This window comes from Acidovorax sp. (assembly GCF_034519795.1).
Lineage (GTDB): Bacteria > Pseudomonadota > Gammaproteobacteria > Burkholderiales > Burkholderiaceae_C > Acidovorax.
Window position 1 is genome coordinate 172,031 of record NZ_JAXHOB010000030.1, and the last position, 24,049, is coordinate 196,079.

The window sequence follows — 24,049 nt, forward strand, 5'->3', positions numbered from 1 at the left end:
AGGCCCTTCAGGCCGGGAATAAAGGGCGCAGAAGGCCCACCCTGCCTAGCGCAGGGCCGCCCACTGCTGCAGATCCTGCGCGGTGACCTGGCCCATTTTACGGTGCAGCACCCGGCCCTCTGCGCCCAGCACCACCGTGAAAGGCAAGCCCCCGGTGAGGTTTCCGAGCGAGCGCCCCAGGTCCGTGCCCTGCAAGCCGGCCAGCCCGACGGGGAATTCGAGCGGCAGCTTGGTCAGGAACTTGCGCACCGAAGACGGCTGATCGATGGCCAGAGCCACCACCTGCCAGCCTTTGGGCGCATGTTCGCGGTAAAAGGCGTTGAGCATGGGCAGCTCTTCGACACAGGGCGCACACCAGGTCGCCCAGAAGTTGATGAGCAGCGGTTTGCCCAAAAAGCGCTGCAGCGGCAGGGTAGCGCCGTCCGGCGTCTCGAATTCCAGGGCCCACAGGACTTTTTCGGCCCCGCTTTCGATGGCATGGGGCTGGAACTTCCACCACGCCACGCCTGCCCCGCCCACGGCGGCCGCGCCGGCCACGCCCGCATACAGCCAGCGGCGGCGGGCAGGATCGGTGGGGGTGTCAGAAAGGGTGGCGGGCGAAGTCTCGGGAGCGGGGGTCGTCATGGAGCAGGGGTTTCCGTGTCTTGGAGCAGGCGGCGCACGGCCGTGATGTCACCGCGGGGCGAACGCCCCTTGGCATCGGGCCGCAGCGCACCGCGCAGGTCGTCAAGGTCATAGATCAGCAGGTGGACTCCGATCATCTCGCCCAGTTCAGGCGATTTGCTGCCTAGACTAAGCGCCTCGACCGACTCGCCATGGAAACCGGACACCGTGCGCGGCTCGTAGTCCACATGGTGGTCGATGAGCGCAATTTCAGCGGATTTGGAATCATCGCAGAACAACTGCAGGTAAATGTCGGACAGGCGCGTGGCCGTGCCGTGCCACACGGCCCCGCCCAGGTGGGGGCGAAAGGCCGCCATGCGCTCCATCCAGACCAGGGCCAGCTGGCGCAGTGCGCTCAGCTCGCGCGGCTGGGTGTCGGCGCAGAACAGGGCGATGTACTCGCGCACGGCCTCCTCCACCTGGTCGTTGCCGGGCAGCGCCGTGCGGGCGGGCAGGCCCATCTCGCGCAGCGCGCGGCGCTTGGCAGGGCCCCACTCCATCCCTTCCTCGACGACGATGCGGGCGGTGGTATTGGCGATTTCGGCACTCAGAGGTGTGTTCATGGCGCAAACCAGGCAGTGGAGGCTCCATTGTGGCGCGAACGCGCCTTCGGGGTCTGGCGGATGCCCCCACAGCACCGCCGCCCACAGGGCCATGGCGCGCACAGGACTATCAATTTCATAGCTCCCCGGGCAGGCCGCCCCTGCGGAATGGGCCACCTGGTTTGAAAAGTAGAATCGTCGCCCATGCATATACACATACTGGGCATCTGCGGCACCTTCATGGGTGGCCTCGCGGCCCTGGCCCGCGAAGCGGGGCACCGGGTCACAGGCTGCGACGCGGGCGTCTACCCGCCCATGAGCGACCAGTTGCGCGCCCTCGGGATCGACCTGATCGAGGGCTTCGGCCCGGAGCAGATCGATCTCAAGCCCGACATGTTCGTGGTCGGCAATGTGGTCAGCCGGGTGCGGCTGGCCGATGGCAGCCCCAAGTTCCCGCTGATGGAAGCCATTCTGGACGCCGGCCTGCCCTACACCAGCGGCCCCCAGTGGCTGGCCGAGCATGTGCTGCAGGGCCGCCATGTGCTGGCCGTGGCCGGCACGCACGGCAAGACCACCACCACCTCGATGCTGGCCTGGATTCTCGCGAGCGCAGGCCAGCAGCCCGGTTTTTTGATCGGCGGCGTGCCGCTGAACTTCGGCGTGTCGGCGCGCCTGGGCGCCGCAGCGCGCCCCCATGCAGGCGAGGGCCCGCTGGGCAGCCCCCCCCTGTTCGTGATCGAGGCCGACGAATACGACACAGCCTTCTTCGACAAGCGCAGCAAGTTCGTGCACTACCGGCCGCGCACGGCGGTGCTGAACAACCTGGAGTTCGACCACGCCGACATCTTCGACGACCTGGCCGCCATCGAGCGCCAGTTCCACCACCTGGTGCGCACCGTGCCGCCCTCGGGCCGCGTGGTGGTCAACGGGCTGGAAGAAAGCCTGGCGCGCGTGCTGCATGCCGGCTGCTGGAGCAGCGTGAGCAGCTTCGGCACGGCCGTGGCTGATTTTTCTGCCGCGGGCGAGCCCCAGGCGTTCGATGTGGTGCAGCAGGGCCACACGGTGGCGCGGGTGGAGTGGGCCCTCACGGGCGTGCACAACCAGCTCAATGCCTTGGCGGCCATTGCCGCAGCGCACCACGTAGGCGTCGCGCCCGAGCAGGCGGCACGGGCACTGGGCAGCTTTCAGAACGTCAAGCGCCGCATGGAGTTGCGCGGCACGGTGAACGGCATCACGGTGTACGACGACTTCGCCCACCACCCAACCGCGCTGCGCACCACGCTCGATGGCCTGCGCCGCAGCCTGGGCCCGAGCGCGCGCATCCTGGCGGTGTTCGAGCCGCGCAGCAACACCATGAAGCTCGGTGCCATGAAGAGCCAACTGCCCTGGGCGCTGGAATCCGCCGACCTGGCCTTCTGCCACACGGCGGGACTCGACTGGGACGCCGCCGAGGCCCTGTCCCCCCTGGGCGCGGGCCCCGGCCAGCGCGCGCAGACCGCGCCCGACATCGACACGCTGGTGGCCCAGGTCAGCGCCGCAGCGCAGCCCGGGGACCACATCGTGTGCATGAGCAACGGCGGTTTTGGCGGTGTGCACGCGCGCCTGCTGCAGGCGCTGGCCCGATAGGTTGTCCCAATCTCAGAGTTTGTCCGTAAACTATATATATTGGCAGTCACAGACACCTTTGCAAAAGACAATGATGGCGGCCGCAAGGCGATTGAGCGCGTTCAAGCTTCTCGTGGCGCACCAGCAGCTTGCGGAATCGGCTGTGACAGACCTCGACAACCAAGCGCCGGGCCATTGTGCCCGGCGCTCGTTTCTTGGCATTGGCCTCGCTGGGCGACCTGCAGGATGTAGCCGTGACCTTCTATCGCGCGAAGATGTTCGGCCCCACGATACCCAAAATGACTGCCGCATGGCACATGCTACGCAACGCTAACGAGTGGAAGGAACCGGGGGGCTTCTTTGACCACGCCGACTCCACCAAGACTGCCAACCGTCTCGTCCGCAGTCTCCAGAACATCGGCTACCAAGTCATCATTAGTCCTGCTTGAGCTGTTGGCTCACTTCAGGGGGTGCCTATTTACCCACACCGCGCTTGAGCTCCTTGAGCAATAGCAATACTTGATTGGACGCATGGCGGCAGCTGCTGTTGAGCAGTTGCACCGCCTGCTGCTGCTCGCCCGCCTGGAACAGCATGACCACGGCAGCGGCCTGCTGGTGGAAGTACTTGTGCCGCGCGACCAGCATGCTGAACGCGGGGTAGTGGCCCAGCCGCACCCGGCCGGTGCCGTTGAGCCAGCGGCCCAGGTCGCAGCGGTCGTCCTGGCAGATGCGTTCGGGGCGCATGACCTCGTTGGAGCGGCCGTTGACCATGTCCTGCAACTGCAGGCGCCAGCCCTCATGGCTGGCAATGGCCGCGTCGATATCGATCTCGGTCATGAGCATGGTGGCGTACTCGGCGTCCAGCACGAGTTCGCTGCCGTTGTCTTCCATGGCCCAGGTCGTGTCTGGACTGGCAGGGTCCTGCTCCCGCATCTTGAACAGTCGGCTGAAAAAACCCATGTGCGATCCCGTCCTAGTGTGCCGGCGGACCTCCTCTGGGCCAGGGACGCCACGCCATTTGAAACATTCTGTGTAACGTTTTGCCTTTTGGCTACCAAAAAATGGCATACCCCTGTCGGTGTGTGCACTGCAGCCCTGCTGCCATCCTCGGCTCTCGGCACCAGCGCGAGCGCCGCTGGCCGGGTCGGCCCACAATGCAGGGATGACTGAACCTGTTTCCCCCCGCACCGCCCTGTCCATGCTGGACCTGGTGGCCGTCCGCGACGGCGGCACCGTGGCCGAGGCCCTGCAGATCGCCCTGCGCACCGCGCAACATGCCGAAAAACTCGGTTTCGCCCGCTACTGGCTGGCCGAGCACCACAACATGGCCGGTATCGCCAGCTCGGCCACGGCCGTGCTGGTCGGGCATATCGCAGGTGGTACCTCGTGCATCCGCGTGGGCTCGGGCGGGGTGATGCTGCCCAACCACGCGCCGCTGGTGGTGGCCGAGGCCTTCGGCACCCTGGCCGAACTCTACCCCGGCCGCATCGACCTGGGCCTGGGCCGGGCCCCCGGCACCGACCCGGCGACCATGCGCGCCCTGCGCCGCAGCCGCGTGGAGACGGCCGACGATTTTCCGCAGGATGTGGCCGAGCTGCACCGCCTGCTTTCTCCGGCCGAACCCGGCCAGCGCTTGGTGGCCACCCCCGGTGCCGGCACCAACGTGCCGATCTGGCTGCTGGGTTCGAGCCTGTTTTCGGCGCAGTTGGCTGCCGAGCGCGGCCTGCCCTACGCATTTGCCTCGCACTTCGCGCCGCGCCTGCTGCACCAGGCCATCGACCTGTACCGCAACCTGTACCGCCCTTCGGCCGCCTGGCCCAAGCCCTACCTGGCCATCGGCGTGCCGCTGATTGCCGCGCCGACCGACGAGGAGGCCGAGTTCCTGGCCAGCAGCACCTACCAGCGCGTGCTGGGCATCCTCACCGGCGACCGGCGCCTGCTGCTGCCGCCCGTGGAGAACTTCGCGGCGCGCCTGCAGCCACAAGAGCGCGCCGCCATCGGCGACTTCCTGGCGGCAGCGGTGATCGGCGGGCCCGAGACGGTGCAGGCCGGCTTGGCCGACCTGGTGCGCGAGACCGGGGCCAACGAGCTGATGCTGGTGAGCGACGTCTACGACCCCGCATTGCGGCTGCGTTCGCTGGAGATCGCGGCGCAGGCCCATGCGGCCCTGGGGAGCGCCGTGGCGGCCTGAGAACCGGCCTGGGTAGGCGACTTGTAACCCTCGGGGGTGGTGCGTCACGGTAGCGAGTGCCGGTTGCCGCTACCATCGGGCTGATGACGGTGCATTTGTGCACTTCGCAACCGCCCACCCACCACCTGCTGCATGCCCGCTTTTTCCTTTGAAGCCCTGGACGCCCAGGGCCAGACCCGCAAAGGCCTGATGGAGGCCGACACCGCCAAGTCCGCCCGCACCCAGTTGCGTGCGCAGGCCCTGGTGCCAATTGCAGTGGAACAGGTCCAGACCGGGCACGCCCGGGACGGTGCTGCCCAGGGCTGGAACCGCAGCCTGTTCACGCGCCCTGTGTTCAACGCCACCGGCCTGGCCATCTGGACCCGGCAGATCGCCGGGCTGGTGAGTTCGGGCCTGCCGCTGGAGCGCGCCCTAAGCGCCCTCTCGGACGAGGCCGACGACGACCGCCAGCGCCACTTGGTGGCCGCCCTGCGCGCTGAGGTGAATGCCGGTGCCACTTTCGCCCGTGCGCTGGGCCAGCACCCGCGCGAGTTTTCCGACATCTATTGCGCCGTGATCGGTGCCGGCGAGCACAGCGGCAACCTGGGCCTGGTGCTCGAACGCCTGGCCGACGATCTCGAAGACCGCCAGGCGCTCAAGGCCAAGCTGGTGGGTGCCGCGCTCTACCCGGCCATCGTGACCCTGGTGGCGATTGCCATCGTGATGTTCCTGCTGGGCTATGTGGTGCCCCAGGTGGCCAGCGTGTTCGCGGGTTCCAAGCGCGCCCTGCCTTTCATCACCACGGTGATGCTGGGCATCAGCGCCCTGGTGCGCAACTATGGACTGGCGATGTTCGGTGTACTGATCGTCGGGGCCCTGGGCCTGCGCTGGTCGCTGAAGTCCGAGAGCGTGCGCGAGCGCTTCGACGCCGCCTGGCTCAACCTGCCCCTGGTGGGCAAGCTGGCGCGCGGCTACAACGCGGCGCGCTTTGCCAGCACGCTGGCCATGCTGGCCAGCGCTGGCGTGCCCATCCTGCGCGCCCTGCAGGCCGCAGCCGAAACTCTGAACAACCGCGCCCTGCGCGCCGACGCACTCGATGCCCTGGTGCTGGTGCGCGAAGGTGCGCCCCTGGCATCGGCCCTGGCGCAGAAGAAGCGCTTTCCGGGCCTGCTGTCGATGTTTGCGCGCCTGGGCGAGCAGACGGGCCAGCTGCCGGTGATGCTGCAGCGTGCCGCCACACAGTTGTCGGTGGAGGTGCAGCGCCGCGCGATGCAGCTGGCGACCATCCTGGAGCCGCTGCTGATCGTGGCCATGGGCCTGGTGGTGATGGCCATCGTGCTGGCCGTGATGCTGCCCATCATCCAGCTCAACCAGTTCGTCAAGTAGACACGCCATGGCTGTAACCCTGGACGACAAACTGGTGGTCGCGATCTCCTCGCGGGCGCTGTTCAATTTCGAGGAAGAGAACCGCGTCTTCGACGACACGGATGACCGCGCCTACGTGGAGATGCAGCGCCAGCGCATCGACATTCCGGCGGCGCCCGGGGTGGCCTTTTCGCTGGTGCGCAAGCTGCTGGCCTTCAATACCACCGAGCACCAGCGGGTGGAGGTGGTGCTGCTCTCGCGCAACGACCCGGTGAGCGGCATGCGCGTGTTCCGCTCCTGCCTGGCCCACGGGCTGCCCATGGTGCAGCGCGGCGTGTTCACCCAGGGGCGCGACCCGTTTCGCTACCTGCGCCCGCTGGGGGCGCACCTGTTCCTCTCGGCCAACGAGGCCGACGTGCGCCAGGCGCTGCACCTGGGCTACCCGGCGGCACGCGTGCTGACCGAGTCGGTGCGCGCCGGCGACTCCAACCCGAACGAGGTGCGCATCGCCTTCGACGGCGACGCCGTGCTGTTCTCGGACGAGGCCGAGCGCGTCTACCAGGCCGAGGGCCTGGCCGCCTTTCAGCGGCACGAGAGCGACAAGGCGGCGCAGCCGCTGCCCGACGGCCCCTTCAAGCCTCTGCTGGCGGCCCTGCACCGGCTGCAGCACGCGGGCGGCACGGGCATGCGCATCCGCACCGCGCTGGTCACGGCGCGCAGCGCGCCCGCCCACGAGCGCGCCATCCGAACGCTGATGGACTGGGACATCGCCGTCGATGAGGCGATGTTCCTCGGCGGCCTGCAGAAGGGGGAGTTTCTGCGCGAGTTCGAGCCCGACTTCTTCTTCGACGACCAGACCGGCCATGTCACCTCGGCCTCGCTGCATGTGCCCGCGGGCCATGTGAACAGCGGGGTGTCCAACCCCGTCACGCTGCTGGCGGACTGAAGGGCCTGCCCCCAGCGGCATGCAAAGTTGTGCAATGGTGTGCAACTTGCCGCGAAAGAAGGCCTCTGACCGGTTGCAATGAACGCCGTGCCACCGCATCTGTGCGAGCATGGTCCCGCAACCGGAACAGAGAACAGAACGCATGAAGATGAACCTATTGGCATGGGGCGCAGCCGCCCTGCTGGGCAGCAGCATGGCCCTGGCCCAGGCACCGGTGGCGCCGCCACCGGCCCACACCGAAGGCCTGTCCAAGGGCGAAGCCAAGGCCATCCGCGAGTTCAAGATGCTGGATTTCAATGGCGACGACAAGCTCAGCCGGACCGAAGTAAAGCTGTTCCCGCGCCTGTCCAATGCGTTTGACGAGGCCGATACCGACCGCGATGGTTTTGTTTCGTACGAAGAGGTGCGCGCTTTTGCGGCCAAGTACCGCGCCGAACGGGATCGCGCCAAACAACAGGCGCCTGCCGCTCCCGCTCCTGCAGCCAGCGCTCCTTGACCCAGTCGCTACCTTTTCGGTAGCAAAATACCCAGCTGCCCCTGGCGCCGTCGCTGCGCCTCAGCCTGCCAACCGGTTCACAACCCTGCCGTGCGCTTGACCTTGGGGTCCGAGTAGGTCAGCGGTTCGTTCTTGACCTGCTGCGCCAGGCGCTCCTGCAGTGTCACCTTGTTGATGTCCTGCGCCATCTCCACGGCGCTGCCGCTGGCGCGCCACATCGACTGGATGAATTCGAGCAACTGCTTGTAGATGGGCTCCGGCGGCGGCTCGGGCGGCTCTTCCACCGTGTCCTTCTTCTTCACCTCGGTCCAGTCACGGTTCGGCGTGTCGGGGGCCGAGGGCTTGTCCGGCTCGCGCACGATGGCCCCCTCCCCCAGCCGGTCCATGGACTCGACGGGCAGCGGTGCGTTGACAGGGCGTATCGGCGGCGCCCCCGAGGCGCCGGTGGAATACAAATCGGCGCCCGCAGGACGCCAGGTCGGCGATCGATCGACAGGTGGCATTTGCATGGCAGGCCCCAGGTTATGGATGGAATGGACAGAGGCACTTCCGGACTCTTCGTACATTCATAACGGCAAACAAAAGGGGAAATTGAGGTCTTTTTTTGCCTTTAAGCCCAAAAATAAGGGTTTACCCCTAGTTTTTAACCGTTCTTCAGGCGAAAAAAAAGCCCGCCGCCTGCAAAAAGCAGGTGGCGGGCTGGCGCAACGGGCTTCAGAGAAAGCGCTCGAGAAAGCGGCGCGACTGGCGGTCCAGCAGTGTCGTGTCGGGCACCTTGAACTGCACGCCCTCACCCGCAGCAATGAGCAACCGTGTGCGCCCGCCGAGCCGGCGGATGTCTTCCTCGGCCTTGAGCACCAGGCGCGCGGGGCCGCGGTCGGTTTCCACATCCCAGGTGCTGGGGGTCGAAAAACTGGATACGGCGACTATTCTTTCGATAGTGGGCACGAACTCCCGCACCGCCAGTTCCTCTTCGACCAGGGCACGCCCGGCCGGGGGCAACTGGTCGAACCGGTCCAGCCACACCAGCTCGTGGCCGTCGCTGCCCACCAGGGACAGGCCTTCGGCCGGGGCGGCGATGGGAAAGGCACGCACGGGCACCACGCCTTCGTGCACGCTGCCGCCGGGCTGGGTGAGCACCAGGCGCCCATGGGCATTGCGGTGCAGCTGCAGCGGGTGGGTCGGGGAAGGGGTCGTCAGATCGGTCATGGCGGTGTCGTTGTCCGTCGAAGGGCGGCGCTCAGGCGCTGCCCGCAGGGTGGGCCGGGTGCAGCAGGCTGCTGTCGATGATCACTCCGGCGGCCTGGGCATCCTCTTCGGCTCGGCGGGCCTGGGCTTCATACAGGCGCCAGTAGGCGCCCTGCTTTTCCATGAGCTCGTCGTGCGGCCCCACTTCCACCACCTCGCCGCGGTCCATCACCACCAGGCGGTCGGCCTTGCGCAGGGTGGACAGGCGGTGGGCGATGGCGATCGTGGTGCGACCCTGCACCAGGTTGTCCAGGGCCTTCTGGATTTCCTTCTCGGTCTCGGTGTCCACGGCCGAGGTGGCCTCGTCCAGAATCAGGATGCGCGGGTCGATCAAGAGCGCACGCGCGATGCTGATGCGCTGGCGCTCGCCGCCCGACAGGCCCTGGCCGCGCTCGCCCACCAGCGAGTCGTAACCATGGGGCAGGCGCAGGATGAATTCGTGCGCATGGGCCGCTCGGGCCGCGGCCACGATCTCCTCGCGCGTGGCCTCGGGCTTGCCGTAGGCGATGTTCTCGGCAATGGTGCCGAAGAACAGGAAGGGCTCCTGCAGCACCAGGCCGATGTGGCGCCGGTAGTCGGCCACGGCGAAGCGGCGGATGTCCACGCCATCGACCTGGATGGAGCCGTCGCTCACGTCATAGAAGCGGCTGATCAGGTTCACCAGGGTGCTCTTGCCGGAGCCGCTATGGCCCACCAGACCGATCATCTCGCCGGGGCGGATATCCAGGTCCAGCCCCTTGATGACGGCGCGGCTGCCGTAGCGAAAGCCCACGTTGCGCATGGCGATGGCGCCCTGCACCTTGTCCACCTTGACCGGCTGGGCCGGGTCGGGCACGTTGCTCACGTGGTCCAGGATGTCGAAGATGCGCTTGGCGCCGGCGGCGGCCTTCTGCGTGACCGAGACGATGCGGCTCATGGAGTCGAGCCGGCTGTAGAAGCGCCCGATGTAGGCGATGAAGGCGGTGAGCACCCCCACCGTGATCTGGTTGCGCGAGACCAGCCAGATGCCGAAGCCCCAGACCACGAGCAGGCCGATTTCGGTGAGCAGCGAGACCGTGGGGGTGAACAGCGACCAGGTCTTGTTGAGCTTGTCGTTGACCTCCAGGTTGTGCTGGTTGGCGTCGCGAAAGCGCTGGGCCTCGCGCTTTTCCTGGGCGAAGGCCTTGACCACGCGGATGCCGGGGATGGTGTCGGCCAGCACATTGGTCACCTCGGACCAGACGCGGTCGATCTTCTCGAAGCCGGTGCGCAGGCGATCGCGCACGGTGTGGATCATCCAGGCGATGAAGGGCAACGGCACCAGGGTGACCAGGGCCAGCCAGGGGTTGATGGAGAACAGGATGGCCGCCGTCATCATGATCATGAGCACGTCGGTCACGAAATCCAGGGCGTGCAACGACAGGAAGACGTTGATGCGGTCGGTCTCCGAGCCGATGCGCGCCATCAGGTCGCCGGTGCGCTTGCCGCCGAAGTAGTCGAGCGACAGGCGCAGCAGGTGCTCGTAGGTGGTAGTGCGCAGGTCGGCGCCGATGCGCTCGGACACCAGCGCCAGGATGTAGGTGCGCGCCCAGGACAGGCCCCAGGCCGCCAGGGCCGACGCCAGCAGCCCGCTGAGGTAGAGCAGGACCAGGCTGGGCTCGATCTGCTGCCCGTTCTGGAACGGGATCAGGATGTCGTCCATCAGCGGGATGGTCAGGTAGGGCGGCACCAGCGTGGCTGCCGTGGAGGCCAGGGTGAGCGCAAAACCGGCGGCCAGTTGCTTGCGGTAGGGCCGGGCGAAGCGCCACAGGCGCAGCAGCACCCAGGTGGAGGTCTGGGGCGGCTGGGCGCGTGCGCAGGCGGGGCACTCCTCGGTATCGGGTGGCAGCGGGGCGTGGCACTGCGGGCAGGTGGCCTCGTCCGTGTGCGCGGCACCGGCAGCCTGCTCGAAGCGCTGCACCAAGCGCAGCGCCTGGGCATGCTGGCCCAGGGTGAAGCGCCACAGCGCCAGGCGCGCATCGGCGTCGTGCAGCTCCAGGGAGCCGATGCCCCCGTGGTCCTGCATGCGCAACGCCAGGCCCGGGGCCCGCGGCCACGCGCGCCAGGCGTTGGCCCCGGGCTCGCAAGCCAGCAGACGCTCGGAAGTCACCACCACCCAGCCCGTGGCAAAGCGCAGTTCGCCACTCAGGTCAACCTGCAACGTGGCCAGCACGTTCTCTTGGGAAGCGAGCATGGCCCGCAGATCGGCCCCCTGGGGGCCGGAAAAGACACCGGAGGCGTCCACAGAATGGTGATGTTGCATGTTGGATTGGTATTTGCGCCCCTGGCAGCCAGCGGTCACCGATTGCGCCACAGCGCGAATTCTCCCCGATACTGCACGCAAGGACGCCAAGGCATCCACCTGTAACGTCTGCGACTGCCCCTTGGCTGACAGCGGCTGCTGCCATCCGGGTGGAGCACAATGTTTCCCCATATTCTCGTTGTCCTCCCCCGCACAGCCCCGAAAGGCCGGAACCCCCCTACCCGCTGCAACCCATGGCGAAATTCAACGATATCCAACTGCTTCGCATCAATTACCTGCGTGGACCCAACATCTGGACCTACCGGCCCGTGCTGGAAGTCTGGCTGGACCTGGGTGTGCTGGAAGACCATCCCTCTCACACCCTGCCCGGCCTGAACGAGCGCCTGACGACCTGGCTGCCGGCCCTCATCGAGCACCACTGCGGCGTGGGCGAGCGCGGCGGCTTCCTGCAGCGCCTGGAGGAAGGCACCTGGTGCGGCCATGTGCTGGAGCACATCGTGATCGAGCTGCTCAACCTGGCCGGCATGCCCACGGGCTTCGGCCAGACGCGCAGCACCTCGCAGCGTGGCGTGTACCGCATGGTGTTCCGGGCGCGTGATGAGCAGGTGGCCCGCGTGGCGCTGGCCCAAGGCCACCGCCTGCTGATGTCGGCCATCAACGATGAACCCTTCGACGTGGCCGCCGCCGTGGCGCGCGTGCGCACCGAGGTGGACGACCAGTACCTGGGCCCCAGCACGGCCTGCATCGTCACCGCAGCCACCGACCGCAGCATCCCCCACATCCGCCTGAACGATGGCAACCTGGTGCAATTGGGCTACGGCGCCAGCCAGCGCCGCATCTGGACGGCCGAGACCGAGTTCACCAGCGCCATCGCCGAAGGCATCGCCAGCGACAAGGACCTGACCAAGGGCCTGCTCAAGGCCTGCGGCGTGCCCATCCCCGAGGGCCAGGTGGTCAACAGCCCCGAGGAGGCCTGGGAAGCGGCGCAGGACATCGGCCTGCCCGTGGTGGTCAAGCCTTCGGACGGCAACCACGGCCGCGGCGTGACGCTGGACCTGCGCAAGAAGGAAGACATCGAGGCGGCCTACCACGTGGCCTACCCCGAAGGCAGCGACGTGATGGTCGAGAGCTTCATCCCCGGCGACGAGCACCGCCTGCTGGTGGTGGGCGGCAAGGTGGTGGCCGCCGCGCGCGGCGAAGTGGTCAGCATCACCGGCAATGGCCGATCCACGGTCAAGGAGCTGATCGACACCCAGCTCAACTCCGACCCGCGCCGCGGCTACGAAGAGGAATACCCGCTCGAGATCATCGACCTGGCCACCGACACCAAGGTGCAGCTGGAGCTCAAGCGCCAGGAGCTGGAGGCCGACTCCGTGCCTGCTGCGGGCCGGACCATCGTGGTGCAACGCAACGGCAACGTGGCCGTGGACTGCACGGACGACGTGCACCCCGAGGTCGCCTACATCGCCCAGCTCGCCGCCAAGGTGGTGGGCCTCGATATCGCGGGCATCGACATGGTGGCGCTCGACATCTCCAAGCCCCTGCACACGCAGGGCGGCGCCATCGTCGAAGTCAACGCCGGCCCCGGCCTGCTGATGCACCTGAAACCCGCCGTGGGCGCACCCCGCCCCGTGGGCCAGGCCATCGTGGAGCACCTGTTCCCGGCCGAGGACCATGCCGAAGGCACGGCCGGCCGCATCCCCGTGGTGGGAGTCGCCGGCACGCGCAACACCGCCACCATCGCTCGCCTCGTGGCCTGGCTGCTGCACCTGGGCGGCCGCCACACGGGTGTGGCCTGCCGCGACGGCCTGTTCCTGGACCGCCGCCATGTGGACACCACCGACAGCGCCCACTGGGAAGCCGCCCACCGCCTGCTCATGAACCAGATGGTGCAGGCCGCCGTGATCGAGAACGACGCCCGCACCATCCTGCGCGACGGCCTGGCCTACGACCGCTGCAAGGTGGGCGTGGTCACCGACATGGACGGCGTGGCCGCCCTGGCCGAATTCGACGTGCACGAGCAGGACCAGATGACCAAGGTGATGCGCACCCAGGTGGACGTGGTGCTCGCCGACGGCGCCGCCGTGCTCAACGCCGCCGAAGAACAGGTGGTGGACCTGGCCCGCCTGTGCGACGGCGACGTGGTGCTGTATGCGCAGGACCACGCGCTGCCCGCGATCACCGAGCACCGCGCCAAGGACAACGGCCGCGCCGTGGTGGTGAAGAACGGCCGCGTGGTGCTGGCCACCGGCAGCGCCGAGCATGTGCTGGGCACGCTGGCCGAGCTGACCTTCGGCCGCAGCGCCGTGGTGCCCGACACCGAGGCCCTGCTGGCCGCCGTGGGCGCCGCCTGGGCCCTGGACATCGCGCCCGACCTGATCGGCGCGGGCATCAAGACCTTCGAGCCGGACCTGCCGCCCCCACCGGGTCTGCGCACCTGAGCCGACCGAACAGACCGACTGACCGAATTGCAGCGATGACACCGGGGCCCGCCCGCCCCGACGGACACTGAGAAAGAGAATTTCCATGGATGTATCCCGCACCCGGGCCTTGCGTGGCCCCAACCTCTGGAGCCGCCACATGGCCATCGAGGCCGTGGTGGCCTGCGCCGAGAGCGAGCGCGCCATCCGCCAGATGGACGGCTTCGAAGCGCGACTGCGCGCCCTGTTCCCCGCCATCGGTGCGCTGCACCTCGAAGGCGGCGACAGCGACATCTCGCTGGCCCACGTGCTGCAGATCGCGGCCCTGGCCCTGCAGGCCCAGGCCGGCTGCCCCGTGACCTTTGCGCGCACCACGGCCACCACCGATGCCGGCGTGTACCAGGTGGTGGTGGAGTACAGCGAGGAGGCCGTGGGCCGCCAGGCCTTCGAGGACGCACAGCAACTGATCCAGGCCGCACTCGGCCAGGGCACGTTCGACGCCGACAAGACCGTGGCCGCCCTGCGCGAACTCGACGAGGACGAGCGCCTGGGCCCGAGCACCGGCTCCATCGTGGACGCGGCCGTGGCACGCGGCATTCCCTACCGGCGCCTCACGCGCGGCAGCCTGGTGCAGTTCGGCTGGGGTTCCAAGCAGCGCCGCATCCAGGCTGCCGAGATCGACTCCACCAGCGCCGTGGCCGAATCCATCGGCCAGGACAAGGACCTGACCAAGCGCCTGCTGCATGCCGCCGGCGTGCCCGTACCCCTGGGCAAGCCCGTGGAAAGCCTGGACGAGGCCTGGGAAGTGGCCCAGAAGGTCGGCCTGCCCGTCGTCGTCAAGCCGCAGGACGGCAACCAGGGCAAGGGCGTCACGGTGAACATCACCGACCGCGCCCAGCTCGATGCGGCCTACCGCAATGCCGCCGAGTACGGCACGGTGATGGTCGAGCGCTTCCTGCCGGGCCACGATTTTCGCCTGCTGGTGGTGGGCGACCAGCTCGTGGCCGCCGCGCGCCGCGAGCCGCCCCAGGTGCTGGGCGACGGCCAGCACACGGTGCGTGAGCTGGTCGAGCAGGTCAACCTGGACCCCCGCCGCGGCGAAGGCCATGCCACCTCGCTGACCAAGATTCGCCTGGACGAGATCGCCGTGGCGCGCCTGGCGGCCCAGGACCTGACGCCCGAGTCCGTGCCACCCAAGGGCCAGCGCGTGATCCTGCGCAACAACGCCAACCTGTCCACCGGCGGCACGGCCACCGACGTGACCGACGACGTGCACCCCGAGGTGGCGGCCCGGGCGATTGCCGCCGCGCAGATGGTCGGCCTGCACATCTGCGGCGTGGACATGGTCGCCGAGACCGTGCTGCGCCCGCTGGAAGAGCAAGGCGGCGGCTTCGTGGAAGTGAATGCCGCGCCCGGCCTGCGCATGCACCTGACGCCCTCGTACGGCAAGCCGCGCAACGTGGGCCAGGCCATGGTGGACCGCCTGTACGCCCATGGCGACGATGGCCGCATCCCGACGGTGGCCGTCACGGGTACCAACGGCAAGACCACCACGGCGCGCCTGATCGCCCACCTGTTCACGGCCCAGGGCCTGCGCGTGGGCATGACCAACACCGATGGCGTCTACGTCAACGGCCGCCAGATCGACAGCGGCGACTGCAGCGGCCCCAAGAGCGCGCGCAACGTGCTGCTGCACCCCGAGGTGGATGCGGCGGTGTTCGAAACCGCGCGCGGCGGCATCCTGCGCGAGGGCCTGGGCTTCGACCGCTGCCAGGTGGCCGTGGTCACCAACATCGGCGCGGGCGACCACCTGGGCCTGAACTACATCACCACGGTAGAAGACCTGGCCGTGCTCAAGCGCGTGATCGTGCAGAACGTGGCCACCGACGGCTATGGCGTGCTCAACGCGGCCGACCCCATCGTGGCGGCCATGGCGCCGGCCTGCCCGGGCAAGATCATCTTCTTCGCGGCCGACCGCCACCACCCCGTGATGGCCACGCACCGCGCCCAGGGCAACCGCACGGTGTACGTGGACGGCGATTCCATCGTCGCCTCCGAAGGATCGTGGCGCGAAACCATCCACCTGCGCGACGTGCCCATCACGCGCAACGGCCGCATCGGTTTCCAGGTGGAGAACGTCATGGCCTCGGTGGCCGCCGCCTGGGGCGCGGGCCTGCCGTGGCAGACCATCCGCCGCGGCCTGTCGGGCTTCGTCAACGACAGCGACAACGCACCGGGCCGCTTCAACATCATGGACCACAACGGCGCCACGGTGATCGCCGACTACGGCCACAACCCCGACGCCATGCGCGCCCTGGTGGCTGCGGTGGACGCCCTGCCCGGCAAGCGCCGCAGCGTGGTCATCAGCGGTGCCGGCGACCGGCGCGACGAGGACATCCGCGAGCAGACCGTGATCCTGGGCGCCGCCTTCGACGACGTGATCCTGTACCAGGACGCAGCCCAGCGCGGCCGGGGCGACGGCGAGGTGATGGCGCTGTTGCGCGAAGGTCTGGTCGGCGCGGCACGCACCACGCATGTGGAAGAGATCCGCGGCGAGTTCATCGCCATCGACACGGCCCTTTCCCGCCTGCAGCCCGGCGACCTGTGCCTGGTGCTGGTCGACCAGGTCGAAGAAGCCCTGGCCCACCTGGCCAAGCGCTGCGCCGACGCCGGGGCCACCGCATGATGCGCGCGACCTCCCTGCGCATGGCGGCTCTGGCCGCCCTCACGCTGCTGGCAGGCGCCGCCGTGGCGGCCCCCGACAAGATCGGCACGGTGGACACGGCCTTCAAGCTGCTCGGCCGCGACCACGACATCATCGTCGAGGCCTACGACGACCCGGCCGTGGCGGGCGTGACCTGCTATGTCTCGCGCGCCCGCACGGGCGGCATCAAGGGATCGCTGGGTCTGGCGGAGGACCGCTCGGAAGCCTCGATCGCCTGCCGCCAGACCGGGCCGGTGAGTTTTCCGGCGCCGCTGCGCAAGCAGGAAGAGGTGTTCAGCGAGCGCCTGTCCATCCTGTTCAAGCGCCTGCGCGTGGTGCGCATGGTGGACCCGGCGCGCAACACGCTGGTCTACCTGACCTATTCCGAAAAGCTGGTCGACGGCTCGCCGCAGAACAGCGTGACGGCCGTGCCGGTGGACCGGGCGATGCCCATCCCGCTGAAATGACAAAGGGCGCCGCGGCGCCCTTTTTTATGCCTTGCCAGATGCGATCTGCCGCAGCGCTTGCTCGAAGACTTCGGGCGGCTGACCGCCCGAGATCAGGTGGCGGTCGTTGATGATGATGGCCGGCACCGAGTGGATGCCCTGCTGCAGGTAGAACTGCTCGCGCTCGCGCACCTCGTCGGCATACCGGTCCGACGCCAGGATGGCACGGGCCTCGGCCTCGTCCAGGCCCACCCCGGCGGCCACGCGGGCCAGCACCTCGTGGTCGCCCGGGCTCTGGCCATCGGTGAAGTAGGCCTTGAACAGCGCGTTTTTCAATGCGGGCTGCTTGTCGCCCTCTTCCTCGGCCCAGTGCAGCAGGCGGTGGGCGTCGAAGGTGTTGTAGATGCGGCTGCGCTGCGCCATGTTGAAGGTGAAGCCCAGGGCCGCGCCGCGCGCGGCGATGGCGTCGCGGTTCTTCTGGCTCTGCTCGGGCGTGGCGCCGTACTTCTCGTGCAGGTGCTCGGCGATGTCCTGGCCCTCGGGCGCCATCTGGGGATTGAGCTCGAAGGGCTGGAAATGCAGGTCCAGCGCGACCTCGCCCTTGAGGCGCTCGGCCGCCTGCTCCAGCGACCGGAGGCCGATGATGCACCAGGGGCAGGAAACGTCGGAGACGAAGTCGATCTTGAGGGCTGTGGTCATGCGGTCACCAGGACGTCAAATGGGATGGCCAACATCCTAGGACGATTGGCGCGCCCTTGCAGCGGTACGGCCATTGACCATCCCGCAAGCCCCCACCGGCGCGATGGAAAAGCACTTGTTTGCCACACTGCACACCTGTCCCGCCACCCATGGCTTCCTCAGGAGCCACGCCACCATGCAACTCGACCAGCAACAAGCCATTCTCACCATCGCCCTGTTCGCCGCCTTCGCCGACGGCCACAAGGGCGACAGCGAGCGCGAGGAGATCCGGCGCATCGCCCAGTCGCTGGCACACGACGCACCGGCCATCGACCTGCCGCGCCTGGTCCAGGACGTGCTGCTGCAACGCACCAGCGCCCAGGCCGCTGCCACCGCGCTGGCCGAGCCGGGGCTGCGCCAACTGGCCTACGAAATGGCGGTCTGCGTCTGCGATGTGGACGGGCGCCAGACCGAGGCCGAGCGCGCCTTCCTGGCGCAGCTCAAGGACTGGCTGCAGCTGGGTGACGGCGACACCGCAGCCTTCGAGCAGCAGGCCGATGCCCTCGTGGAAGTGGCCGAGCGCGCGGCCCCCATCGCGCGCGGCCTGGCGCCCGTGGCTGTGGGCACGGCTGCCGCAGCGGCCCTGCCCGTGCGCGGCGCTGCGGCACAGGTCTCCGACGCCGAGCTGGACAAGAGCATCCTGAACTACGCGCTGCTGTGCGGCGCGCTGGAGCTGCTGCCCCAGTCCTGGGCGTCGATGGCCATCATCCCCATGCAGGTCAAGATGGTCTACGCCGTCGGCAAGGCCCATGGCGTGGAGCTGGACCAGGGCCACATCAAGGACTTCATCGCCGCGGCCGGCGTGGGCATGGCCTCGCAGTACATCGAGCAGTTCGGCCGCAAGCTGCTCGGCGGCCTGCTGGGCAAGGTGGCGGGCCGCACCATCGGCGGCATCGGCCAGGCGGCCACGGGCATGGCCTTTTCGTTCGCCACCACCTACGCCCTGGGCCAGGTGGCCAAACGCTACTACGCAGGCGGCCGCGTGATGAGCACGGCCGTGCTGCGCGAGAGCTTCCAGAGCATGCTCGGCCCGGCCAAGGACCTGCAGGCCCAGTACCTGCCGCAGATCCGCGAAAAGGCCGCCACGCTCGACGCGGCCAAGGTCATGTCCATGGTGCGCGGCGGCGCCTGATAGAAATAGCGACAACCCCCTGAGTCGCTTCGCGCCTTCCCCCTTCTCTCGAATGGCTGCACCATTCGGGAAGGGGGACACCACCAGCGCGGCGGGGCGGCCCTTGCGCGGTGGTCCTGGCCTTGACCGCGCGCTTTCAACTATCAAAGCCCAAATCAGCGGCCCGGATCATGGGCCACTTCCCTCTTTTACAGGGGCCATGGCCCATGCCAGAATCGGGCATGCCCCTGACACTGGACCCTGCCAACGCCATCGCACCCATGTCGCTGGACTCTCCGTCGGACAACGCCATGACCGCGCTGTACCGGGTGGCTCTGGGCCCGGTGAATGCCGAGCACTACCTGCCGATCTTTGCGCGCTTCGACGATGCAGGGCGCACGACCACCACCTGGAACTGGCCGGCCGCGCTGTTCACGCTGAGCTGGCTGGTGTTTCGCCAGCTCTGGGGCGTCGCCTTGGTCTACGTGGCCGCGGCCGAGGGCCTGGCGCTCTTGGTGTTCGGCCTGGGCCGGCAGTTCCTGCACTGGCCCCAACCAGTGGAATGGGGCATCCTGGCCGCCATCGCGCTGTTCAGTTGCGCGCTGCCGGGCCTGTTCGCCAACGCCGTGCTGCACACCGAGGTCCGCAAGCGCATCGCGCGGGCCCTTTCTGTGTCGCGCACGGTACCGGAGGCCGCCGCGCTGCTGGAGCGGCAGGCCAGCTCGCGCCAGCGGCTGAGCGCAGTGATCATCGGGCACGTGGTCGTGGTGGCCACGGCCTTGCTGGCCTACCTGCTTTTCCCTCCCGGTGCCGCGCCGGAACAGGGCGGCACGGCGGCCACGAATACCCCGCCCCCTGCAGTCCCGGCGCCCAACCCCACGTCTGGGCTGGCAGCCGTGTCGGTAGCGCGTGCGGCATCGACTGCAGCCTCGGGGGTGGCATCGGATACGGTATCTGCCCCCCGCGCTGCAGCGCCCACTTCGGCAGAAGTCCCTCCCACCCCGGCGGCGGTGGTGCCAGCCCCCGCCGTCGCAACGCCCCCTTCCGCCCCGCCCATTGCGGCCGCCCCCCCCAAGCCGGCCCCGGCGAAGACACCGGCACCGGTGTCGGCAGCCAGTCCGGCCGGCAGCCCTGCCAAGGCTCCGCTGGCCTCCGCAAAGCCGGCACCGGCGGCCTCGAAGGTGGCCACGCCTGTTGCGACGCCAGCGCCCCCCAAGGCCACGGCCCCTGTGGCAACGGCTGCCAGCAAGCCATCCCGGCCGGTGCCGGCAACCAAAGAAAGACCTGTGGCCACGGCGGCATCGTCGCCCGCTTCATTGGCCAGTGGCGCGGAGCCGCCCATGGTGGGCAGTGCACCGGGCTTCTATATCAACGTAGGCCTGTTCGCCGAAGAGGCCAATGCGCGCAAGACCCAGTCGCGCCTGCTCAACGAAGGCCTGCCGGCCTTCCGCCAGCCGCTGGAAAGCGCCAAGGGCACCCGCATCCGCGTGCGCGTGGGCCCCTTCGACTCCAAGGCCGAGGCCGACACGGCGGCACAGACCATCCAGCGCATGGGGCTGGAGGCCGTGGTGTTCAAGAAGTAGCCACCGGCTCCCGCCCACAAGCGGGCAAGCCGCCAGGCGTGGCCCCGCGTCCTACGCGCAAGCTTTCAGGCCGCCGACATCCAGGCCCGGTTTCGGCACGTACTCTGCCGTATCGACCTGTGTCTTCTGCAAAGCCTCTCCATGCCCATCCCTTCGCCGAGCACTGCGCACCAGCCCCCCTGTCACGGCCTGCGGCCCCGCTGGTGGACGCTTGCCGCCGTGGCGGCGGGCGCCCTGCTGCTCACGGGCTGCGCGCCCTGGCGCCTCGTGGCCGCCTCGGACCTGGCCAAGGCATCGCGCCCCTACACCGCCCAGCCAGCCCAGCCCGAGCGGCGCATCCTCGTGGTCGGCGACAGCACGGCCGTGGGGACCGGTGCCGCCCGCCCCGAGGACAGCCTGGCGGGGCGCATCGGCACCGCCCATCCGCGCTGGCAGATCGACAACCTGGCGGCCAACGGTGCCAAGTTCGAGGACGTACAAGCGCAACTGGAGCGTGCCGGCTCGGGCTACGACCTGGTGCTGGTGCTGGCCGGTGGCAACGATGTGATCCGCCTGACGTCGGAGCAGGAGCTGCATGCCCACATGGAGCAGGTGATCCGCACGGCCAAGGCGCGCGGCAAGCAGGTGGTGCTGATGCCCTGCGGCAATGTGGGCCACGCGCCCCTGTTCGTGCCACCGGTTTCGTGGTTCATGGAGAGCCGCTCCAGGCGCCTGCATGCTACCGCGCAGACGGTGGCGCTGGACAGCGGTGTGCGCTACATCCGCCTGCTCAAGCCGCGCGCGCAGGACCCCTTCGTGCAGCGCGCCGACGAACTCAACGCCGCCGACGGCCTGCACCCGAGCAGCGCGGGCTACCAGCAGTGGTACGAGGAACTGGTGCGGCAGGAAGGCCTGGCCAGCCTGACGGGTGGCTAGTACGTCTCCAGGTGCAGGCGCCCTTCGCGCGCCAGGGTGGCTGCCAGGGCCTCCCAGTCCAGGCCCGCGTCAGCCGCCACATCGCGCAGGGCCAGCAGCACGCCCTCTTCCATGCTCTTCAAGCCACAGACGTAGAAGTGGCTGTTGCCGTCCTTGAGCAGTTCTGCCAGGTCGGCCGCGCGCTCGCGCATCCGGTCCTGCACATAGCGCCGGGGCTGGCCCGGGGTGCGCGAAAACGCCAGGTTGATGTCGATGAAGTCCTTGGGCAGGCTTTGCAGCGGGCCGAAGTACGGCAGCTCCTGCTGCGTGCGCGCGCCGAAGAACAGCATGAGCTTGCCGCCCTCGAACTTGCCGCTCTTGCGCAGGCGGCGGCGCCACTCGGTCATGGCGCGCATGGGGGCGCTGCCGGTGCCGGTGCAGATCATCACCACATGCGACTTCGGGTGGTTGGGCATCAGGAAGGAGTGGCCGAACGGGCCCACCACCTCCACCGTGTCGCCCACCTTGAGGTCGCAGACGTAGTTCGAGGCCACGCCGCGCACGGGGGTGCCGTCGTGGTCGGAGGTGACACGCTTCACGGTCAACGCCAGGTTGTTGTAGCCCGGCCGCTCGCCGTTGCGCGCGCTGGCGACCGAATACTGGCGCGCATGGTGGCGCTTGCCCAGGGCATCGGTGCCAGGCGGCACGATGCCGATGGACTGCCCCTCCAGCACCGGGAAGGGCAGGCTGCCGAAGTCGAGCACCACATGGTGCGTCTCGCTCTCGAAGCCCGCCTCGGTGCAGTTGAAGTTGCCGACCACGGTGGCCGTGGTCGGCGCCTTGGGCGGGTAGAGGTTGGTGTAGGCGTGCGCGGCCGACCACGGCGGCACCGTGGCGCCCCGGTGCAGGGGCGGCTGGGGCTGCACGCCGGGTTCGGCGCTGGCTACTGCGACCACTGGTGAGGCCGGTGCATCCGCAGCTTCGGCACCGCCCCCGGCGCTCGCCAGCTCCTCGGGCGTGAGCTCGGCGGGCAGCGACTCCCAGGTCAACTGCTCCTCGATCGAATAGGCACGCACCAAGGGCATGGTGCGCCAGTTGTCGATGGAACCCGTGGGGCACGGTGATATGCAGGCCATGCAGCCATTGCAGACATCGGCGCGCACCACGTAGTTGTTGTCGTCGTGCGTGATCGCGTTGACGGGGCAGGTCGCCTCGCAGGTGTTGCAGCGGATGCAGATTTCCGGGTCGATCAGGTGCTGCTTGATGACCCCGGCTTCAACGGCCATGTCCATATCGTTCTCCTGTGTCACCCCCCACCAGGGGGTTGGGATGGGGCGTGCGGTCTTCGTGGGGCCTGCCCTCATCCCTGCCTTCGTTCATACGCCGAGGGCGGTTCTTTGTCCATCAGCCGAAACGCACGTACTCGAAATCGACCGGCTGGCGGTTGATACCCATCACCGGCGGCGCGATCCAGCCGGCGAACTGGCCGGGCTCGACCACGCGGCCCATGAGCGAAGCGACGAAGGCGAAGTCCTCGGGGCTGGGCAGCCACTCGTCCTTCTTGGCGGCCCATTCCATCTCGTTCACCACGCGGCCCTCGGGCGACATCTTGATGCCCGCGAGCGCGCCGATCTGGCGGTTGAAGGCCTTGTGCGGCACCACCAGGCGGGTGGGGATGCCGGCCTTTTCCAGCACCTTGTTCCAGCGGCCGACGCCGGCGACCGAGTCCTTGATGAAGTCGTCGCGCAGCACCTCGTTCAGGGCGTTGAGCATCGGCACGTCCTTCTCGACGAGCTGGCCGTCCTTGACCTCCAGCACCTTGTAGGTCTGGCCCTTGAGCACGTGGTCATCGGTGCGCTTGCCTTCCTCGTAGCGGCCCTTGAGGCCCGAGCTGTAGAAGATGGCAGCGTTGCTGGACTGGTCGGCACCGAACAGGTCGATGGTCACGCTGTAGTGGAAGTTCAGGTAGCGCTGCACGGTACCGAGGTCGATGGCGCCGGCGGCACGCACCTTCTGCGGATCGTCGGTCTTGAGCTCGTTCATGACCTGGGCGGTGCGGGCCAGCACGCGCGAGACGCCGCTCTCGCCCACGAACATGTGGTGCGCCTCTTCGGTCAGCATGAACTTGGTGGTGCGCGCCAGCGGGTCGAACGCGCTCTCCGCCAGGGCCGAGAGCTGGAACTTGCCGTCGCGGTCCGTGAAATAGGTGAACATGAAGAACGCCAGCCAGTCCGGTGTGGCCTCGTTGAAGGCCCCCAGGATGCGCGGGTTGTTTTCATCGCCCGAGGTGCGCTGCAGCAGGGCCTCGGCCTCTTCGCGGCCATCGCGGCCGAAGTGCTTGTGCAGCAGGTAGACCATGGCCCAGAGGTGGCGGCCCTCTTCCACATTGATCTGGAACAGGTTGCGCAGGTCGTACATGCTGGGCGCCGTGAGGCCCAGGTGGCGCTGCTGCTCGACCGAGGCCGGCTCGGTGTCGCCCTGCGTGACGATGATGCGGCGCAGGTTGGCGCGGTGCTCGCCGGGCACGTCCTGCCAGGCCTTCTCGCCCTTGTGGTCGCCGAAGTGGATCTCGCGGTTGGCATCGCCCGGGTTCAGGAAGATGCCCCAGCGGTAGTCGCGCATCTTCACGTGGCCGAACTGGGCCCAGCCCTGCGGGTCCACGCTCACCGCCGTGCGCAGGTAGACCTCGTGGTTGGTCGAGCCATCGGGGCCCACGTCGTCCCACCAGTTGATGAAGTTGGGCTGCCAGCCTTCGAGCGCACGCTGCAGCGTGCGGTCCTCGCCGAGATTGACGTTGTTGGGGATCTTCTCGCTGTAGTTGATGCTGCTCATGGTTG

The 24,049-nt window shown here is 68.4% G+C and carries 21 protein-coding genes and 1 pseudogene; 12 read left to right on the forward strand and 10 right to left on the reverse strand.

The window, feature by feature from the left end:
* Positions 1-45: 45 nt before the first annotated feature.
* Both U5N23_RS29635 and U5N23_RS29640 read right to left on the reverse strand, forming a co-directional pair.
* Positions 46-624 carry a TlpA disulfide reductase family protein gene (locus U5N23_RS29635; protein ID WP_322596274.1) on the reverse strand — a complete coding sequence of 193 codons (579 nt, stop codon included), beginning with the start codon at positions 622-624 and terminating at the stop codon, positions 46-48.
* Entirely contained in the window at positions 621-1,226 is a 606-nt protein-coding gene (locus U5N23_RS29640; protein ID WP_322596275.1) for a hypothetical protein, read from the reverse strand. Before U5N23_RS29640 ends, U5N23_RS29635 begins: the two co-directional genes overlap by 4 nt.
* Before the next feature lie 183 nt (positions 1,227-1,409).
* Here U5N23_RS29640 and mpl point away from each other — a divergent pair, with 183 nt between their 5' ends.
* Positions 1,410-2,831, forward strand: a complete 1,422-nt coding sequence (gene mpl, locus U5N23_RS29645) for a UDP-N-acetylmuramate:L-alanyl-gamma-D-glutamyl-meso-diaminopimelate ligase (RefSeq protein WP_322596276.1) — start codon at positions 1,410-1,412, stop codon at positions 2,829-2,831.
* A gap of 30 nt (positions 2,832-2,861) precedes the next feature.
* Here the strand turns inward: mpl and U5N23_RS29650 are convergent.
* A pseudogene (locus U5N23_RS29650) lies at positions 2,862-3,106 on the reverse strand (IS5/IS1182 family transposase); the annotation flags it as partial.
* On the opposite strand from U5N23_RS29650, the gene U5N23_RS29655 reads away from it, so the two are divergent.
* On the forward strand, positions 3,065-3,259 hold the full coding sequence (locus U5N23_RS29655; protein ID WP_416208691.1) for a hypothetical protein: 195 nt from the start codon (positions 3,065-3,067) through the stop codon (positions 3,257-3,259). The pseudogene U5N23_RS29650 and the gene U5N23_RS29655 overlap by 42 nt on opposite strands.
* A 25-nt stretch (positions 3,260-3,284) precedes the next feature.
* Here U5N23_RS29655 and U5N23_RS29660 read toward each other — a convergent pair whose 3' ends face one another.
* The gene (locus U5N23_RS29660; RefSeq protein WP_322596277.1) at positions 3,285-3,770 is read right to left on the reverse strand and encodes a CZB domain-containing protein; all 486 of its coding nucleotides are present in this window, start codon (positions 3,768-3,770) and stop codon (positions 3,285-3,287) included.
* Positions 3,771-3,972: 202 nt separating this feature from the next.
* Here U5N23_RS29660 and U5N23_RS29665 point away from each other — a divergent pair, with 202 nt between their 5' ends.
* The 4 genes from U5N23_RS29665 (at position 3,973) to U5N23_RS29680 (ending at position 7,787) form a co-directional block, all read left to right on the forward strand.
* Positions 3,973-5,001 (forward strand): LLM class flavin-dependent oxidoreductase, encoded by a 1,029-nt coding sequence (locus U5N23_RS29665; protein WP_322596278.1) that lies wholly within the window; start codon positions 3,973-3,975, stop codon positions 4,999-5,001.
* Between the two features lie 132 nt (positions 5,002-5,133).
* Entirely contained in the window at positions 5,134-6,366 is a 1,233-nt protein-coding gene (gspF, locus tag U5N23_RS29670) for a type II secretion system inner membrane protein GspF (protein ID WP_322596279.1), read from the forward strand.
* 7 nt (positions 6,367-6,373) lie between these two features.
* Complete coding sequence (locus U5N23_RS29675) at positions 6,374-7,291, forward strand: 5'-nucleotidase (RefSeq protein ID WP_322596280.1); 918 nt, start codon at positions 6,374-6,376, stop codon at positions 7,289-7,291.
* Between the two features lie 142 nt (positions 7,292-7,433).
* Positions 7,434-7,787 carry an EF-hand domain-containing protein gene (locus U5N23_RS29680; RefSeq protein ID WP_322596281.1) on the forward strand — a complete coding sequence of 118 codons (354 nt, stop codon included), beginning with the start codon at positions 7,434-7,436 and terminating at the stop codon, positions 7,785-7,787.
* Between the two features lie 77 nt (positions 7,788-7,864).
* Here U5N23_RS29680 and U5N23_RS29685 read toward each other — a convergent pair whose 3' ends face one another.
* The 3 genes from U5N23_RS29685 to U5N23_RS29695 form a co-directional block, all read right to left on the reverse strand.
* Positions 7,865-8,296 carry a hypothetical protein gene (locus U5N23_RS29685; protein WP_305742445.1) on the reverse strand — a complete coding sequence of 144 codons (432 nt, stop codon included), beginning with the start codon at positions 8,294-8,296 and terminating at the stop codon, positions 7,865-7,867.
* Positions 8,297-8,501: 205 nt separating this feature from the next.
* Positions 8,502-8,996 (reverse strand): DUF1854 domain-containing protein, encoded by a 495-nt coding sequence (locus U5N23_RS29690; protein ID WP_322596282.1) that lies wholly within the window; start codon positions 8,994-8,996, stop codon positions 8,502-8,504.
* Between the two features lie 31 nt (positions 8,997-9,027).
* Positions 9,028-11,316 (reverse strand): ABC transporter transmembrane domain-containing protein, encoded by a 2,289-nt coding sequence (locus U5N23_RS29695; RefSeq protein ID WP_322596283.1) that lies wholly within the window; start codon positions 11,314-11,316, stop codon positions 9,028-9,030.
* Between the two features lie 233 nt (positions 11,317-11,549).
* On the opposite strand from U5N23_RS29695, the gene cphA (U5N23_RS29700) reads away from it, so the two are divergent.
* From cphA (U5N23_RS29700) to U5N23_RS29710, 3 genes are all read left to right on the forward strand, one after another.
* Complete coding sequence (cphA, locus tag U5N23_RS29700; RefSeq protein ID WP_322596284.1) at positions 11,550-13,757, forward strand: cyanophycin synthetase; 2,208 nt, start codon at positions 11,550-11,552, stop codon at positions 13,755-13,757.
* An 85-nt stretch (positions 13,758-13,842) separates the two neighbouring features.
* Positions 13,843-16,422 carry a cyanophycin synthetase gene (cphA, locus tag U5N23_RS29705; protein WP_322596285.1) on the forward strand — a complete coding sequence of 860 codons (2,580 nt, stop codon included), beginning with the start codon at positions 13,843-13,845 and terminating at the stop codon, positions 16,420-16,422.
* Positions 16,422-16,907, forward strand: a complete 486-nt coding sequence (locus U5N23_RS29710; RefSeq protein ID WP_322596376.1) for a CreA family protein — start codon at positions 16,422-16,424, stop codon at positions 16,905-16,907. Before cphA (U5N23_RS29705) ends, U5N23_RS29710 begins: the two co-directional genes overlap by 1 nt.
* A gap of 24 nt (positions 16,908-16,931) precedes the next feature.
* Here U5N23_RS29710 and U5N23_RS29715 read toward each other — a convergent pair whose 3' ends face one another.
* A complete protein-coding gene (locus tag U5N23_RS29715; RefSeq protein WP_322596286.1) occupies positions 16,932-17,585 on the reverse strand; it encodes a DsbA family oxidoreductase in 654 nt (217 codons plus the stop codon).
* A 175-nt stretch (positions 17,586-17,760) separates the two neighbouring features.
* Here U5N23_RS29715 and U5N23_RS29720 point away from each other — a divergent pair, with 175 nt between their 5' ends.
* The 3 genes from U5N23_RS29720 to U5N23_RS29730 all read left to right on the forward strand — a co-directional run bounded on the left by U5N23_RS29720 (position 17,761) and on the right by U5N23_RS29730 (position 21,233).
* Entirely contained in the window at positions 17,761-18,756 is a 996-nt protein-coding gene (locus U5N23_RS29720) for a YcjF family protein (RefSeq protein WP_322596287.1), read from the forward strand.
* 221 nt (positions 18,757-18,977) lie between these two features.
* Positions 18,978-20,318 carry an SPOR domain-containing protein gene (locus tag U5N23_RS29725; RefSeq protein WP_322596288.1) on the forward strand — a complete coding sequence of 447 codons (1,341 nt, stop codon included), beginning with the start codon at positions 18,978-18,980 and terminating at the stop codon, positions 20,316-20,318.
* A gap of 141 nt (positions 20,319-20,459) precedes the next feature.
* Positions 20,460-21,233: an SGNH/GDSL hydrolase family protein gene (locus U5N23_RS29730; RefSeq protein ID WP_322596289.1), complete on the forward strand. Its 774-nt coding sequence runs from the start codon at positions 20,460-20,462 to the stop codon at positions 21,231-21,233.
* On the opposite strand, the gene boxA is transcribed toward U5N23_RS29730, so the two are convergent.
* Together boxA and boxB are read right to left on the reverse strand one after the other, a co-directional pair.
* On the reverse strand, positions 21,230-22,504 hold the full coding sequence (boxA, locus tag U5N23_RS29735) for a benzoyl-CoA 2,3-epoxidase subunit BoxA (protein WP_322596290.1): 1,275 nt from the start codon (positions 22,502-22,504) through the stop codon (positions 21,230-21,232). The genes U5N23_RS29730 and boxA overlap by 4 nt on opposite strands.
* Before the next feature lie 112 nt (positions 22,505-22,616).
* Positions 22,617-24,044, reverse strand: a complete 1,428-nt coding sequence (boxB, locus tag U5N23_RS29740; RefSeq protein ID WP_322596291.1) for a benzoyl-CoA 2,3-epoxidase subunit BoxB — start codon at positions 24,042-24,044, stop codon at positions 22,617-22,619.
* Positions 24,045-24,049 lie beyond the last annotated feature (5 nt).